This is a genomic window from Microlunatus sp. M237 (genome assembly GCF_056896895.1).
In genome coordinates this window covers 366,445-380,868 of the sequence record NZ_JBXHBL010000003.1, presented here as the reverse complement: position 1 = coordinate 380,868, position 14,424 = coordinate 366,445, and the positions used below count along the sequence as shown (strand labels likewise).

The 14,424-nt window shown below is 71.1% G+C and carries 15 protein-coding genes; 5 read left to right on the top strand and 10 right to left on the bottom strand.

The window, feature by feature from the left end:
* Nucleotides 1–4: 4 nt before the first annotated feature.
* Complete coding sequence (locus AC1XX3_RS12850) at nt 5–1,183, bottom strand: DUF1015 family protein (RefSeq protein ID WP_483321535.1); 1,179 nt, start codon at nt 1,181–1,183, stop codon at nt 5–7.
* Between the two features lie 98 nt (nt 1,184–1,281).
* Between AC1XX3_RS12850 and AC1XX3_RS12845 the strand changes: the two genes are divergently transcribed.
* The gene (locus AC1XX3_RS12845) at nt 1,282–1,905 is read left to right on the top strand and encodes an ACT domain-containing protein (RefSeq protein ID WP_483322100.1); all 624 of its coding nucleotides are present in this window, start codon (nt 1,282–1,284) and stop codon (nt 1,903–1,905) included.
* 30 nt (nt 1,906–1,935) lie between these two features.
* Complete coding sequence (locus tag AC1XX3_RS12840; protein ID WP_483321534.1) at nt 1,936–2,442, top strand: hypothetical protein; 507 nt, start codon at nt 1,936–1,938, stop codon at nt 2,440–2,442.
* 43 nt (nt 2,443–2,485) lie between these two features.
* On the opposite strand, the gene AC1XX3_RS12835 is transcribed toward AC1XX3_RS12840, so the two are convergent.
* Nucleotides 2,486–2,713 (bottom strand): hypothetical protein, encoded by a 228-nt coding sequence (locus AC1XX3_RS12835; RefSeq protein ID WP_483321533.1) that lies wholly within the window; start codon nt 2,711–2,713, stop codon nt 2,486–2,488.
* Between the two features lie 177 nt (nt 2,714–2,890).
* Here AC1XX3_RS12835 and AC1XX3_RS12830 point away from each other — a divergent pair, with 177 nt between their 5' ends.
* Nucleotides 2,891–3,349 (top strand): hypothetical protein, encoded by a 459-nt coding sequence (locus AC1XX3_RS12830; protein ID WP_483321532.1) that lies wholly within the window; start codon nt 2,891–2,893, stop codon nt 3,347–3,349.
* Between the two features lie 166 nt (nt 3,350–3,515).
* On the opposite strand, the gene AC1XX3_RS12825 is transcribed toward AC1XX3_RS12830, so the two are convergent.
* Nucleotides 3,516–4,133 (bottom strand): NADPH-dependent FMN reductase, encoded by a 618-nt coding sequence (locus AC1XX3_RS12825; RefSeq protein WP_483321531.1) that lies wholly within the window; start codon nt 4,131–4,133, stop codon nt 3,516–3,518.
* A 66-nt stretch (nt 4,134–4,199) separates the two neighbouring features.
* Here AC1XX3_RS12825 and AC1XX3_RS12820 point away from each other — a divergent pair, with 66 nt between their 5' ends.
* Together AC1XX3_RS12820 and AC1XX3_RS12815 are read left to right on the top strand one after the other, a co-directional pair.
* Complete coding sequence (locus tag AC1XX3_RS12820; RefSeq protein WP_483321530.1) at nt 4,200–4,619, top strand: MerR family transcriptional regulator; 420 nt, start codon at nt 4,200–4,202, stop codon at nt 4,617–4,619.
* 46 nt (nt 4,620–4,665) lie between these two features.
* The gene (locus tag AC1XX3_RS12815) at nt 4,666–5,838 is read left to right on the top strand and encodes an erythromycin esterase family protein (protein WP_483321529.1); all 1,173 of its coding nucleotides are present in this window, start codon (nt 4,666–4,668) and stop codon (nt 5,836–5,838) included.
* A 46-nt stretch (nt 5,839–5,884) separates the two neighbouring features.
* Here AC1XX3_RS12815 and ligA read toward each other — a convergent pair whose 3' ends face one another.
* The 7 genes from ligA to AC1XX3_RS12780 form a co-directional block, all read right to left on the bottom strand.
* Nucleotides 5,885–8,065 carry an NAD-dependent DNA ligase LigA gene (gene ligA / locus AC1XX3_RS12810; protein ID WP_483321528.1) on the bottom strand — a complete coding sequence of 727 codons (2,181 nt, stop codon included), beginning with the start codon at nt 8,063–8,065 and terminating at the stop codon, nt 5,885–5,887.
* Between the two features lie 137 nt (nt 8,066–8,202).
* Nucleotides 8,203–9,201: a uroporphyrinogen decarboxylase/cobalamine-independent methonine synthase family protein gene (locus AC1XX3_RS12805; protein WP_483321527.1), complete on the bottom strand. Its 999-nt coding sequence runs from the start codon at nt 9,199–9,201 to the stop codon at nt 8,203–8,205.
* Nucleotides 9,198–10,271 carry a tRNA 2-thiouridine(34) synthase MnmA gene (gene mnmA / locus AC1XX3_RS12800; protein WP_483321526.1) on the bottom strand — a complete coding sequence of 358 codons (1,074 nt, stop codon included), beginning with the start codon at nt 10,269–10,271 and terminating at the stop codon, nt 9,198–9,200. The genes AC1XX3_RS12805 and mnmA overlap by 4 nt, the downstream gene beginning before the upstream one ends.
* Nucleotides 10,272–10,409: 138 nt before the next feature.
* Nucleotides 10,410–11,579 (bottom strand): cysteine desulfurase family protein, encoded by a 1,170-nt coding sequence (locus AC1XX3_RS12795; RefSeq protein WP_483321525.1) that lies wholly within the window; start codon nt 11,577–11,579, stop codon nt 10,410–10,412.
* 19 nt (nt 11,580–11,598) lie between these two features.
* The gene (locus AC1XX3_RS12790) at nt 11,599–12,546 is read right to left on the bottom strand and encodes an electron transfer flavoprotein subunit alpha/FixB family protein (RefSeq protein ID WP_483321524.1); all 948 of its coding nucleotides are present in this window, start codon (nt 12,544–12,546) and stop codon (nt 11,599–11,601) included.
* Between the two features lie 10 nt (nt 12,547–12,556).
* Nucleotides 12,557–13,339, bottom strand: coding sequence for an electron transfer flavoprotein subunit beta/FixA family protein (locus AC1XX3_RS12785; RefSeq protein WP_483321523.1), 783 nt, complete (start codon nt 13,337–13,339; stop codon nt 12,557–12,559).
* A 107-nt stretch (nt 13,340–13,446) separates the two neighbouring features.
* Nucleotides 13,447–14,241, bottom strand: a complete 795-nt coding sequence (locus AC1XX3_RS12780) for an enoyl-CoA hydratase/isomerase family protein (protein WP_483321522.1) — start codon at nt 14,239–14,241, stop codon at nt 13,447–13,449.
* Nucleotides 14,242–14,424: the final 183 nt, after the last annotated feature.

Genomic DNA, 14,424 nt, shown 5'->3' with positions numbered 1-14,424 from the left:
CCCCTCAGCCGTCGATCGGGCGGACCACGAAGCCGGTCCGCAGCTTCGGGGTGAAGAACGTCGACTTGGGTGGCATCAGCAGACCCTCGCGGGCGGTCCGCTCGATCTCGGCCAAGCTGACCGGTCGGATCAGCACCGCTGCTGTGCACCGTCCGGCAGCCACGGCCGCGAGCACCTCGTCCAGGCCGTGCTGATAGGTCACCGTCGCGGCGGAGCCGGCCAGCGTGGCCTCCAGCCAGGCGCCGTCCAGCGACCGGACCCCGTCGAACGCACCGTCACGGGGCACCAGCCGCCAGCTGGCGTCCGGGCCGACCAGCACCAGGTAGCCCTCGGCCTCCATCGCGGCCAGCGTGTTCGCCGTGGGCCGGTCGGTCTGCACCAACTCGAACCTCGTCGCCAGCAGCTGCCGCAGGTCGTCGAGGCCCAGCCCGGCGACCAGGCGGTGGATGGCGGCGACGCTGAGCTGGTCGGCGACCAGCTCGTTGACGAAAGTCAGGGTCTGCTCCGCCGCGGTGTCGGTGCGGCCGCTGAGCCGGCGCACCTCGTCGCGGTAGGTGCGGCTGATGCCGTAGCGGTGGTGCCCGTCCGCGATCAGCACATCGTCGGAGCCGACCTGGGCGCGGATGGCCTCGATCCGGTCCGGGTCACTGACCCGCTCGACCCGGTGCTCGACGCCGTCCACCACGACCCGCCCGACCAGCTCGCCCTCGGCGGCCAGCAGGGCGGTCAGCCCCGATGCCAGCGACAGCCCCCAGACCGGTGACAGGTTGGCCGCCGTGGCGCGGGTGAGGTCCAGGCGGTCGGTGGAGGCCTTCGGCGTCGTCCGCTCGTGCGGCAGCACACCGCCCGCGCCCTCGTCGACCACCTCCAGACCCCCGAGCACCCCGGCGATGTCGCGCGGCACGCCGGCGTCGTCGCGGAACCGCATCCGATAGATGGTGAAGGACGGCTCCGGGTCGCGGACCAGGACGCCGTCCTCGATCCACCGGGTGAGCAGGGCGGCGGCCCGGGCGTACCGGTCCTCCTCGCCTGCAGGGACGTCCAGGTGGGTGATGTTGTGCGGCGAGCGGGCCTGCAGCGCACTCACGTCGGCGTCGGAGAGGACGTCGTACGGCGGGGCGACAAGTGGGTCCAGGTCGGTGGCGGCGTACCGGATGGCGCGGAAAGGTTCGAAGGCAGGCACACCGGCAACCTATCCGCTGCGGCACCGGGACCACCTGTCCCAATACCGGCTGTCGAAACACGAAGGTAATGCGAATGGGTCAGGATGGACGCGTGTTCTTGATGCGCGTGGTTCTCCCAGACCGGCCCGGCTCGCTGGGCGCGGTGGCGACCGCGCTGGGCCGGGTCGGCGCCGACATCAACGCTGTCGAGATCGTCCAGAAGGGCGACGACATCGTGGTGGACGACTTCATCGTCGACCTCCCCCAAGGTCAGCTGCCGGAGACCATCGTGACCGCCTGTCACAACCTCGAGGGGGTCCGGGTCGAGTGGATCTCTCGCTACCCGGAGGGCGGTGGGCTGCAGTCCGACCTCGAGGCGCTGGAGCGGATGACCAGCGACCCCGACCATGCCGCCGAGACGCTGGTGTCGCTCTGCCCGGTCGTGTTCCGCTCACACTGGGCGGCCCTGTTGGACCTCACCGTGGTCGACGCCGCCCGGATGAGCTCCGGCACCTCGCACGCCCCGGATCTCGACGTCGACCTGATCAAGCGGTTCGCGCCGTATGAGGTGGTGCACCGGGTCGATCTGGAGTCGGGATGGATCCCGGGCTGGGGTGAGTCCACCGTCGTGGTCACCCCGTTGAGCCGTCAGCGGGGCATCGTCATCGGCCGGCTCGGCGGCCCGCCGTTCCTCGACTCCGAGATCGCCCGGTTGCACCACCTGGCGGCACTGGTCCCCTGACGGTTCAGGCGGTCCGGTACCTTCGACGGCGTGAGCGCCGCATGGACGTGGCAGGACGTCGTCGCCCTGCTTACCTCGGTCGGTTTCGGCGTTCTCTCCGCCGTCATCCCCATCGCCAACGCCGAGGCGTACGTGATCGCGTCCCAGGTCTCGGCCGTGGCTGGATCGACGGCGGTCGCCGTGGGCGTGGGGGTCGGCCAGACCGTCGGCAAGCTGCTGCTGTTCTACAGCGTCCGCGGTGGCAAGGAGTTCGAGTTCGTCCGACGGCACCGCCAGGCAGCCCGCAGCCGGACGGTCGGCCCGTTCCGGCAGTGGTTCCGCAACCTGGCCCGTACGCTGCTGCAGCTGGTGGGGACCAAGCGCTGGGGGCTGCCGATCGTCTTCCTGGCCGCCGTCATCGGGCTGCCCCCGTTGTATGCCGTCGCGTTGCTCGCCGGCGCGACCCAGATGCGGGTGCTGTGGTTCACCCTGGTTGTGCTGGGAGGGCGGGTGCTGCGGTTCCTGCTGGTGGCCGACGGCATCGGTCTGCTGTCCTGACCCCAGCGGGTGAGCACTCAAGGGGTGGCTACGCGGCGGGCGGTCACTCGCCGATGCCGAAGCCCCAGCTGCCGGTCATCAGGTAGTAGATGTACCAGCCGACGCCGAACACGGCCAGCATGGCGCCCAGCAGCGCCAGCGAGACCCAGATCCGCATCCGCTTCTTCGACCGGGTGGTCGGCACCAGCTCCGGGCCCCAGTCGCCGAGCACGGGCTGCACCCGCGGCGGTGTGGACCCGTTGAGGTTGAGGTTGCTGAAGATCTTCGGCACCCGGCAACTCTAGCCGGACCAGGACCACGGTCGGCGGACTCGCCATGTTGCGGGTAGCACCAGCACGACGTCCCGCCAGATTGCAATTTGGTGTCGCTTTGTGAGGCCGGCGACCCAGCAACGGCAGCGATGTCATGGTCAGGCGAGAGAGCATCGCCGAAACAGGGGGAAACCGGCATGGATCGCAATGTGTATGCGGAGCGGATGCGCGGAGCTGACGGGACTGTCGTCGCCCAGCCCAAACCGCAGGAAAAGCTGCTGAAGTATTTCCCCGCCGAAGCGTTCGCCCTGTACGCGGCGCTGGAGCCTGCGGCCGCCACTGTCTTCGCCGGCGACGGCCTCGCCGCCGCCCTGTGGATCTCGTTGGCGCTGGCCGTAGTGTTCCTGGTCGTCTTTCTCCGGAGATTCTGGGCCGTCGAGTCGTGGCGCCAGATCTGCCTGTCCGGTGCAGCATTTCTGGTCTACATTGCCGCTCTTGGCGGCCCGTTTGCGACCTTGGAATGGTTCAAGCCGGGATTTGCGTTGATCGCCTCCATCCTCGTCACCGCCTTTATCATCTTTCTCAAAGCTCCGACGGCACCTGACAACGTCGACGATGCGGCAGTGAGGGAGACTCCCACGCCGTCACCGGCCTGAGCATCGTTGCGCTGACGGAGCCGGGATCCACTCTTCCCGCGGTCTCCCTGACACTGCAGAGCTGCGCTGTGCAGGCCAACACGGCAGCGCGATCGATGCCAGCGGGTACATCGCTGACCGGCCAGGGCAGCGGGCCGGATGCCCTGGCGGCGTGCCGGCAGGTCCCTCAGTTCAGGAACGGCCGGGTGGTGCGCGCCCCGGTGAGGACATCGGCCCACCAGACCAGCTCGGCCAGCGCGCCGACCAGCCGGCCGGTCACCCGTTCGTCGGTTGCGCGGCCTGGGTTCTCCCACGGCGCGGCTAGGCCGACGGTGCGCCGAGTGGTGACCATGTTGAGCTCGGCCAGCACACCGCGGAGATGCTCGATGGCCGCATGTCCGCCCTGGCCGCCGTACGCCACGATGGTGGCCGGCTTGAACATCCACTCGGCGTAGTGCCAGTCGAGGAGGCGCTTGAGCGAGGCCGGATAGGAGTGGTTGTACTCGGGGGTGACGAAGACGAACGCCTCGGCGGCCTCGATCCGGCCGGCGACCTCGCTCTTCGGCCCGCCCCCGGGATACAGCTGGCTGTCGTCGGGCAGCGTGACCTCCGCCAGGTCGATGAGGTCAACCTCGATCCCACCGGTAGCGCCGACATCGACCTGGCTCAAGGTTGCGATGACCCAGTTCGCGATCGTCGGTCCCAATCGTGGTTCCCGGACGCTGGCGGTGACGACCGCGACCCGTCTGGTCGGAGCCTCGGCGGTGGTGGCTGGGTGCGTGGAATGGGATGTCGATGTGCTCATACACAGCAGGCTGCGGGTTGAACATATGTTGAGGTCAAGCAGATTCCTTCACTACCGTAGGCAGACATGACAGCGACCATCTCGCATTCCGCCGGCCCAGCCGTGGCCGCAGCCACCGTCAGCCAGGTCGCCGCCCAGAGCGGCGTCGCACCGTCGGCTGTCCGGTTCTATGAGAAGCACGGCGTCATCACCGCGGTGCGCACCTCGGGCAACCAGCGCCGTTTCGACGAGTCCGCGGTCTGCCGGATCCAGGTCGCCAAGCTCGCCCAGCGGGTCGGGCTGACCGTACGCGAGATCGCCGCGCTGTTCTCGGCGCTGCCCGCGGACCCGGGACCACAGGACTGGGGTCCGATAGCCCGTCAGATCGTGGCTGAGGCCGAGCAGCGGGTCGCCGGCCTCAAGACACGCCTGGACGCGCTCGGCACGGGCACCAAGCTCTGCGAGCTGGGCGCCGCACTCGGCGCTGAGGGCCGCCCGGGAACGTGACCGCTGGCCTTGACTTCACCTTAGGTTGAAGGCTGAGCCTGGTGGCATGACCCGTCAACCAGTCACCGATCCGCCCTCTGCTCGTCCCCTCGCCGCCTGGTTCGCCAGCCAGCCTGGCGGCGTACGGCCCGAGGTGATCGCCGCCGCCGCGCGGAACGCGGTGATCGTCGGCTTGGGCGTGGGCACGCGCGCGGCACATGAGACGTTCGGGGTCGTCGCCGACACCACCTGGCTGCTCCTCCAACAGGGGTTCACCACGATCGCCCTGCTGGACAATCCGCGCGTCGCCGACCGCTATGACCGATTCGTCAACGGCGAGGACATCGATGTGGACCAGGCGCTCGCCCAAGCGTGGGGGCCGTGGCAGGTCGCAGAGCTGCGGGACGTGCTCGTCCGGCTGCGCGAGCACAACCGCAGCCGAACCGGAGCGGCGGTCCGCATCATCGGCGCCGCCGGCTCGCGGGTCCTGTCGGCCGACTACGACCGCATCATCGACCTGCTCGCCGGTCTCGATGCACGCGCGACCGCACAGGTCCAAGCAAAGCTCGATGTCATCCGGGTCGCCCACCGCAGCGGTGAGCACGTCCTGCGTGCACGTGGCACCCACCCAGGCACGCCGTTCGTCGAACTGGCACGGTCCGCTCGCGCCATCGCGGCGGACCTCCATCCCAGCGCCGAGCGGGACACCGCGGTGGACCTCCTCGACACCGTCGTCGACTTCCACGCCAACGCGATCGGCGTCGGCCACGACCCGGCCCACGAAGAGCGCGCCGCGGCCGACCGGCTGCTGAACCACCACCGCCGCACCGGGGACCGCATCGTGTTGTGGGAGGGCAGTGCCCACGTTGCGGCGCACCCCGGCCCCATGCTCGGGGCTCACCTGAGAAGCGCCCTGGGGAGTCGTTACCTGGCCGTCCACATCACCTTCGGTCACGGCCGAATCCCGGGAGCCACCATCCCGACCGCACGGGCCGACTCCATCGAGGGACAGTTCGCTGACCGGCGCAGTGCGCTCACCATCGACCTGCGCACGCCGCTGCCAGCAGCGATCACGGACCAGTTGCAACGCTCCTGGTCCACCAGGCTCATCTCGGGTGTCTATCACCCCGCCGAGGACGCCAAGCACTACGTCGAGCTGCCGGCCATGCCCGTCAGCTTCGACGCGCTGGTCTATCTCCCCACCATCACGCCCATCGAATCGCTGTCGTCAGACGACTGAGAGAGGCGCCCGCGTCCTCGAGAAATCCCCGGCGACCGTGCGGACCTCAGCCAGCCTCGGTGCCGCCGCCGACCGTGGCCAACGCAGTGGCGGCGTCGGGACCCTCGTCCAGCAGCGCGGCAAAGCCGTCGGCGTCGAGGATCGGTACCTTCAGCTCAACGGCCTTGTCGTACTTCGAGCCCGGGGACTCCCCCACCACCACGAACGAGGTCTTCTTCGACACCGAGCCGGCCACCTTGCCGCCGCGGCTGGTGATCGCCTCCGCCGCGGAGTCGCGGGTGAAGCCGGGCAGTGAGCCGGTCACCACGATGGCGAGCCCGGCCAGTGTGGGGTCGCGGGTCTCGGTCGGTTCGTCGCGCATCACGCAGCCGGCCGCCTGCCACTTGCGTACGATCTCGGCCCGCCACGGTTCGGCGAAGTGGTCAGAGATCGCCTCGGCCAGGGTCTGTCCGACCCCCTCCACCTCAGCGAGCTCCTCGACCGAGGCGCCGGCCAGCTTGTCGATGTCGCCGAAGGCGGCGGCGAGGTCCGGTGCGACGCCCTTGCCGACATGCCGGATGGACAGCGCCACCAAGAACTTGGCCAGCGGGCGGGTCTTGGCCTCCTCCAGGTTGGTCAGCAGCTTGCGGCCGTTGGCCGACAGCGTCCCGCTCTTGGTGGTGAAGAAGGCTGTGCTGCGCAGCTGCTCCTCGGTCAGCGAGAACAGGTCGCCCTCGTCCTCGATCAGCCCGGCCGCGATGATCGCCTGGGCCGCGGACTCACCGAGCACCTCGATGTCGAGCGCCTGCCGGCTGGCCAGGTGGAACAGCCGCTCCCGCAGCTGCGCGGGGCAGGACCGCTGGTTGGGGCAGCGGATGTCTGCGTCGCCCTCCTTCTCCGGCCGCAGTGGGGTGCCGCAGGCCGGGCAGCTGGTCGGCATCACGAACGCCCGCTCATCGCCGGTCCGCAGGTCGACGACCGGGCCGACGATCTCGGGGATCACGTCGCCCGCCTTGCGCAGCACCACCGTGTCGCCAATCAGGACGCCCTTGCGGACCACCTCGCTGGCGTTGTGCAGCGTGGCCATCCCGACGGTCGATCCGGCGACCAGCACCGGATCCATCACCCCGAACGGCGTCACCCGTCCGGTCCTGCCGACGTTGACCTGGATGTCCAGCAGCTTGGTGGTGACCTCCTCCGGCGGGTATTTGAAGGCGATCGCCCAGCGGGGCGCGCGGGAGGTGGAGCCGAGCTGGTCCTGCACCTGCCGCTGATCGAGCTTGACCACGACTCCGTCGATCTCGTGCACGACGGAGTGCCGGTGCTCGCGGAAGTGCTCGATGTAGGTCCAGACCCCGTCCAGGTCGGGGACCACCGTGCGGTGCGGGCTGACCGGGATCCCCCAGGCCTCGAGCGCGACGTAGAGCTCGGACAGCCGGTCGGCGGCGTATCCCTCCACGACGCCGACACCGTGGCTGACGAAGCCCAGCCGGCGCGACGCAGTGACCCGCGGGTCTTTCTGCCGCAGCGACCCTGCGGCGGCGTTGCGCGGGTTGGCGAACGGCGCCTTGCCGTCGGCCACCAGCGACTCGTTCAGCGCCCGGAACTCCTCCACCGCGAAGTAGACCTCGCCGCGGACCTCGAGCAGGGTGGGCAGATCGTCGCCGCTCAGCCGGTCGGGGATGGCTTCGATGGTGCGGATGTTGGCGGTGACGTCCTCCCCCACCCGTCCGTCGCCGCGGGTGGCTGCGCGGACCAACCGGCCCGACTCATAGACCAGGTCGATGGCCAGGCCGTCGACCTTGAGCTCACACAGAAAGCCGGAGCGCTCGATCTGGGCGGCACCCAGCTCGCGGACCGCCCGCTGGGCCCACCTCTCCAGCTCGTCTCGGCTGAACGCGTTGTCCAGGCTCATCAGCCGCTGCAGATGCTCGACCGCGGCGAAGGTGGTCGACGGTGCCCCGCCCACCTGCTGGGTCGGCGAGTCGGGAGTCCGCAGCGAGGGGTATTGGTCCTCGATCTCGGTCAGGGTCCGGATCAGGGCGTCGTACTCGCCGTCGGAGATGGTCGGGGCATCCAGCACGTGATAGCGCCAGCGGTGCTGGTTGAGCTCGTCGGCCAGTGCTGCGTGCCGCTCCTTGGTTGTCTCGTCGGGCTCGGCCAGCTCCACTCCGGGCGGGGCCAGTGGCAGGTCCCCGGCACTCGACAGATCCCCGGCACTCGACAGATCTTCGTTCTGCTCGGTCACCTGCTCACACTATCGAGCACCACCGACAAGATCTCGTCGCCGCAGAGCCGCCGCCCGGCCACCCGGGCGGGGACCACGGACCGGCCACCCGGGCGGGGACCACGGACCGGCCACCCGGGCGGGGACCACGGACGGGCTCAGTCCGCGAGCTGTTCGCTGACGATGCCGGCCGCGGTACGCACCGTTCGCAGCGCCCGCACTGCTGCTGCGGTCTCGGACCCGGCCAGCCCGCAGGCCGGTGTCAGCACCATCTGGGAGGCGATCTCGGGGTCCAGTCCGAGATCGCGGACCGGGCCGAGCACCCGCCGCGCCACGTCGTCGGGCGATAGCGGGTCGCCGCTGGTGGGCAACGCCCCGGCCCCCAGCCAGAGTCCTTGCTCCATCGCCTCACCGATCGCGTCCCAGTCCCCGCTGGAAAGCGCGTCGACGTCGACGGCCAGCCCGCGGACGCCGGAGCGGGCCAGCAGCCGGATCGGGAACCCGGCGGCACAGCAGTGGATCACCAGCGGTACGTCGCCGAGCTGGTCGACCAGCGCTTGGACACTGTCGCCGATCGCAGGACCGGAGACCGAGCGGTGGCGGGAGAAGCCACTGGCCGTACGGATGCCGCCGACCAGCACCGAGGGCAGCAGCGGCTCGTCCAGCTGCACCACCAGCCGGAGGTCGGGGAGCCGACGGCCGAGCTCGGTCACCAGGTCGACGAGGCCTTCAGAGAGGCTCTGAGCGAGCTCGCGGCGGGCGCCGTGATCGGCCAGCACCCGGTCGCCGCGCGGGCGCTCCATGCTCGCCGCCAGCGTCCAGGGACCGGTGAACGACACCTTGAACAGTCCCGCGTAGCCCTGGGCCAGCTCCTCCAGCACGTCGAGGTCCTGACGCAGCAGGGCCCGGGCGGCCCGGTGGTCACGTCCCGAGGCGTCGGTCAGTCGCCAGCCGGCGGGTTGGAGGTCGACGGCGAGGCCGGACAGCACCGCGGTGGTCCGGCCGATCATCTGGGCGGCGGCACCGCGAGCCGGCAGCTCGGGCAGGTACGGCAGCTCGGGGCATTCGGCGAAGGCGATCTTCAGCGCATCGGCCAGGTCGTCGCCCGGCCAGGAGCCGATCCCGCTGGAGCGGACCGGCGCCAGCTCGGCGCTCATGCGGCGGACGACGCGATCGTCGCACTGCCCAGGACCCGGTCGCCGTCGTAGACCACCACCGCCTGCCCGGGGGCGATGCCGGTGGCCGCGGTCTCCAGCTCGACCACCACCGTGTCGGAGCCGGCGTGCACCGTGGCCGGCATCGGCTCGCCGTGGGCCCGGACCTGGACCAGGCCGCGCCACGGGCCGGGCGGTGGCGACACCGTCCAGGTCGGCCGCAGTGCCTCGATCCGGCGGACGGCGAGCGCCTCGGACGGTCCCACGGTGACGGTGTTGTTCACCGGGGAGATGTCCAGCACGTACCGCGGCCGCCCGTCCCCGGCGGGAACGCCGAGCCGCAGTCCACGGCGCTGGCCGATGGTGAACTGATGCGAGCCCGAGTGCTCGCCGACCTTGGTGCCGTCGGCGTCGACGATGTCGCCGGGGCGCTCGCCGAGCCGTCCAGCCAGAAAGCCGGCCGTGTCCCCGTCGGGGATGAAGCAGATGTCGTGGCTGTCCGGCTTATCGGCCACCGCCAGACCGCGACGCTCGGCCTCGGCCCGGACCTCGGACTTGGGCGAGCCGCCAAGCGGGAAGTACGACCGCGCCAGCTGGTCGCCGTCGAGCACGCCGAGGACGTAGGACTGGTCCTTGTCGGCGTCGACCGCCCGGTGCAGGGTGACGCCGGAGTCGGTGCGGACCAGGCGGGCGTAGTGGCCGGTGCAGACCGCGTCGAAGCCGAGCGCGATGCCCCGGTCGAGGACCGCTGAGAACTTGATCTTCTCGTTGCAGCGCAGGCAGGGGTTCGGCGTACGTCCGGCCGCGTACTCGGCGACGAAGTCGTCCACCACGTCCGCGGCGAACCGGTCGGACAGGTCCCAGACGTAGAACGGGATGCCCAGCACGTCGGCGGCCCGCCGGGCGTCGTGGGCGTCCTCCTTGGAGCAACAGCCACGGGCGCCGCTACGGAAGGACTGCGGGTTCTTGGACAGGGCCAGGTGCACCCCGGTCACGTCGTGGCCGGCGTCCACGGCCCGCGCCGCGGCCACCGCCGAGTCGACTCCGCCAGACATGGCAGCTAGCACCCTCATGGTCACCCTCCTTGCGTACGCGCTGGACGTGCGCGGTCGGCGCTCGGTCGATCCGCGGCACCGCAGACCAGTTTCCCACGCCGCGCGCTGGAGACCGTATTCGCCGACGAACGCCCGCACCACGGCCGGAGCGGAGCGTCAGCCGCCGACGCCGGCCAGCCGGGCCCGCGACACGGCCTCGGGCAGTGCGGCCAGCAGCCGCTGGACGTCCTCGTCGGTGCTGGTGTGACCGAGGGAGAACCGCAGGCAGCTGCGGGCGGCGGCGAACGAGAGGCCCATCGCCTCGAGCACATGGCTGGCCTGGGACACCCCGGCCGAGCAGGCCGAGCCGGTGGAGCAGTCGATGCCGGCGGCGTCGAGCAGCATCAACACGTTGTCAGCCTCGACCCCGCTCAGCTCGAGGTTGACGACCCCGGGCAGCGTCGCCGCCTCATCCGCCGGGCCGTGCAGTCGTACGTCCGGCACCGCGGCGAGGACGCCGCTCACCAGTCGCTGCCGCAGGCCACGCACCCGGGTCGCCTCGCGGTCCAGCTCGGCCACGGCGGTGCGCACCGCGGCGGCGAACCCAGCGACGTTGGCCACGGCCAGGGTGCCGGAGCGGAGGTCGCGCTCCTGCCCACCGCCGTGCAGCAGGGGGGTCAGGGGTGCCTCCCGCCGGGCCAGCAGCGCGCCGATCCCGTACGGTCCGCCGAGCTTGTGTGCGGTGCAGGACAGCAGATCCAGCCCGCTCGCGGCGAAGTCCACCGGCACGTGCCCGACGGCCTGGACGGCGTCGGAGTGGCTGAGCGCCCCCTGCGCCCGGGCCCAGGCAGCGATCTCGGCGACCGGCTGGATGGTCCCGACCTCGTTGTTGGCCCACATCACCGAGGCGAGGGCGAGGGTGCCCGGCTCGGGCTCGGGCGCCCGGTCGAGCCGGACCCGGCCCGTGGTGTCCACCTCCCATCGGTGCACGACGGCGTCCTCGCTGCGCTGCAGCCAACTGACGGTGTCCAGCACGGCGTGGTGCTCGACCGTGCTGATGGCCACCCCGCGCCGTCGTGGATCGGCGGCCCGAGAGGTCCAGAACGCGCCCTTGATCGCCTGGTTGTCGGCCTCGGTGCCACCGCCGGTGAACACCACCTCCCCCGGACGGGCACCCAGACAGGCCGCGATCTCCTCCCGGGACTCCTCCACCACCCGACGCGCCGCCCGGCCCGACCCGTGCTGCGACGAGGCGTTGCCGACCCGGGTCAGCTCGCGAGTCACCGCTTCGATGGCCGCCGGCACCATCGGGGTGGTCGCGGCGTGGTCGAGATAGGTACGGGTCATAGCGCCATTCTCTGCCCCGTCAGCCCTTGCGCGCCGCGATCTCGGCCGCCACGGCGGGCAGCACGGTGTGCAGGTCACCCACGACGCCGAGATCGGCGAGCGCGAAGATCGGCGCCTCCGGGTCCTTGTTGACGGCCACGATCGCCTTTGACGTCTGCATCCCCGCCCGGTGCTGGATCGCACCGGAGATGCCGGCGGCGACGTAGAGCTGGGGCGACACGGTCTTGCCGGTCTGGCCCACCTGATAGCTGTGCGGATACCAGCCGGAGTCCACCGCGGCCCGGGACGCACCGACGGCGGCGCCGAGGGCGTCGGCCAACGCCTCCACCGGCTCGAAGCTGCCGCCGGTACCGCGCCCGCCGGAGACCACGATCGCCGCCTCGGTCAGGGCCGGCCGGCCGCTGGCCCTCTTGGGCTCGCTGCGAACGATCCGGGCGGTCCGCGAGCTGTCGGCGACCGTGACGGCGAGCTCTTCGACGGCGGCCGCGGCCGGCGCCTTCTCCGGGGCCACGGCGTTCGGCTTGACGGTGATGACGCTGACCCCGGTGACCACCGCGGCGTGCACGCTGTAGCTGCCGGCGAAGACGGTCTGGACGGTGGAGCCGTCGGCGTGCACGTCGGTGGCGTCGGTGATGAGGCCCGAACCGAGCCGGACCGCGAGCCGGGCGGCGATCTCCTTGCTCTCCAGCGTCGAGGTGACCAGCACGGCCGCCGGGGACACCGAGGCCACGACCTGGGCCAGGGCGTCCACCTTGGGAGCGACGAGGAACTCGTCGAAAGCGGGGTCCACCGCGGACAGCACCCGGACGGCGCCGTAGTCCCCGAGCGTGGCGGCGGCGGCCTCCGCCCCAGGTCCGAGGACCACGGCGACCGGGTCGCCGATGCGGCGAGCCAGGGTGAGGAGCTCGAGCGTGGGCTTGGCGACCACGCCGTCGAGCTGTTCGACCAGGACGACAACTTCAGTCATGACGGTTCTCCTAGACGTACTTGCCGGCGGACAGGAAGTCGACCAGTGCGGCGGCACCGGAGCCGTCCTCATCGGGGACCACGCGACCTGCCTGCTTGGGTGGACGGGGGGTGGTGTCGAGCACCGTGGTCCAGGCGGCGGCGAGGCCGACACCGGCCGGGTCCACGCCGAGGTCGGCGAGGCTCCACTGGTCGACCGGCTTCTTCTTCGCCGCCAGGATCCCCTTCATCGACGGATAGCGCGCCTCGCCCGACTGGTCGGTGACGCTGACGACGGCGGGCAGCTGGGCTTCGACCACCTGGCTGGCCAGGTCGCCGTCGCGACGGATCCGCACGGTGGCGCCGTCGAGCTCGACCGATGACCCGAAGGTGAGCGCCGGCCAGCCCAGCCGCTCGGCCAGCATGGCGGGCAGCACGCCCATCGCGGCGTCGGTCGACGCCATCCCGCAGACCACCAGATCCGGTGCGGCCCGGGTGATGGCCGCGGCCAGGATGGTGCTGGTGCCGAGCGCGTCCGAGCCGTGGACCGCGTCGTCGAGGACGTGGATGCCCGCATGAGCGCCCATCTGCAGGGTCCGCTTGATGGCGTCGGCCGCGTCGTCCGGGCCGAGCGTGAGCGCGACCACCTCGACGTCGTCGCCGTCGTCGGCGATCCGCAGCGCCTGCTCGATGGCGTACTCGTCCAGCTCGGACAGCAGGCCGTCGACGGCGCCCCGGTCCACGGTGTGATCGGCGGCGAACCCCCGCTCGCCGGTGGCGTCGGGTACGTACTTGACGAGCACGACGATCTTCATGGCTCCCGCATCCTCTCGCGGGCGACCGGACAGGTCACCCTCGTTGGTCCGACCTCGATATTACTCGTCGGTAACTTATCGCACCGTCAGCACCGGCGCAGCCGTCCCTAGTGTCCCGTGAACTCGGCCTGACCGGGACCGCGCTCCACGAACGAGGCCATCCCGATCCGCCGGTCGTCGGTCGCGAACAGCGCGGCGAACTGCTGTCGCTCGATCTCCAGACCGGTGTCCAGATCGACCGATCCGCCCCGGTCGACGCATTCCTTGGCCGCCCGCAGCGCCAGCGCCGGCCCGCCGACGAACTGCCGGGCCCAGGCCATCGCGGTGGGGAGGACCTCGTCGGCGGGGACCACCCGGTCGACCAGCCCGATGGCCAGCGCCTCGGCCGCCGAGACGAACCGGCCGGTCATGATCAGGTCCTTGGCGCGGCTCGGCCCGACCAACCGGGTCAGCCGCTGGGTGCCACCGGCGCCGGGGATGATGCCGAGCTTGATCTCGGGTTGACCCAGCGTCGCGTCGTCGGCGGCGATCCGCAGGTCGGCACACAGCGCCAGCTCGCAGCCGCCACCGAGGGCATAGCCATTGATGGCGGCCACCACCGGCTTGGGGATCCGGGCCACCGCGGTGAACGCGGCCTGCAGAGTACGGCTGTGGGCCACCATGTCGGCATGGCTCAGCTCCGCCATCTCCTTGATGTCGGCTCCGGCGGCGAACACCCGGTCTCCCCCGGTCAGCACCACCGCGGCGATGTCGTCCCGGTCGCCGCACTCCAGGGCCAGCGAACCGATCCGTCGCTGGATCTCGGCGTTCAGCGCGTTCATCTTGGGACGGTCGATCCGCACGGTGGCGACCCCGGCCGCGACCTCCAGCCGGACGACCTCGTCCGCGTTCGGTTTCGTCATGGCGCGACTCTAGCCCCGCTCGGCGGGCCGGCCCGGGGTCGATCCCGGCTCCGCGGAACAGGTCCGGGCCTCGCTGGTCATGTCGAACCGCGGTGTGGCCGGTCGCAGCGGGCACAATGGGGCGATATGCCGTGTTCGCACGACAACGACGGGGACGATCTCACGCCCCGGGCCGGCAGGAAG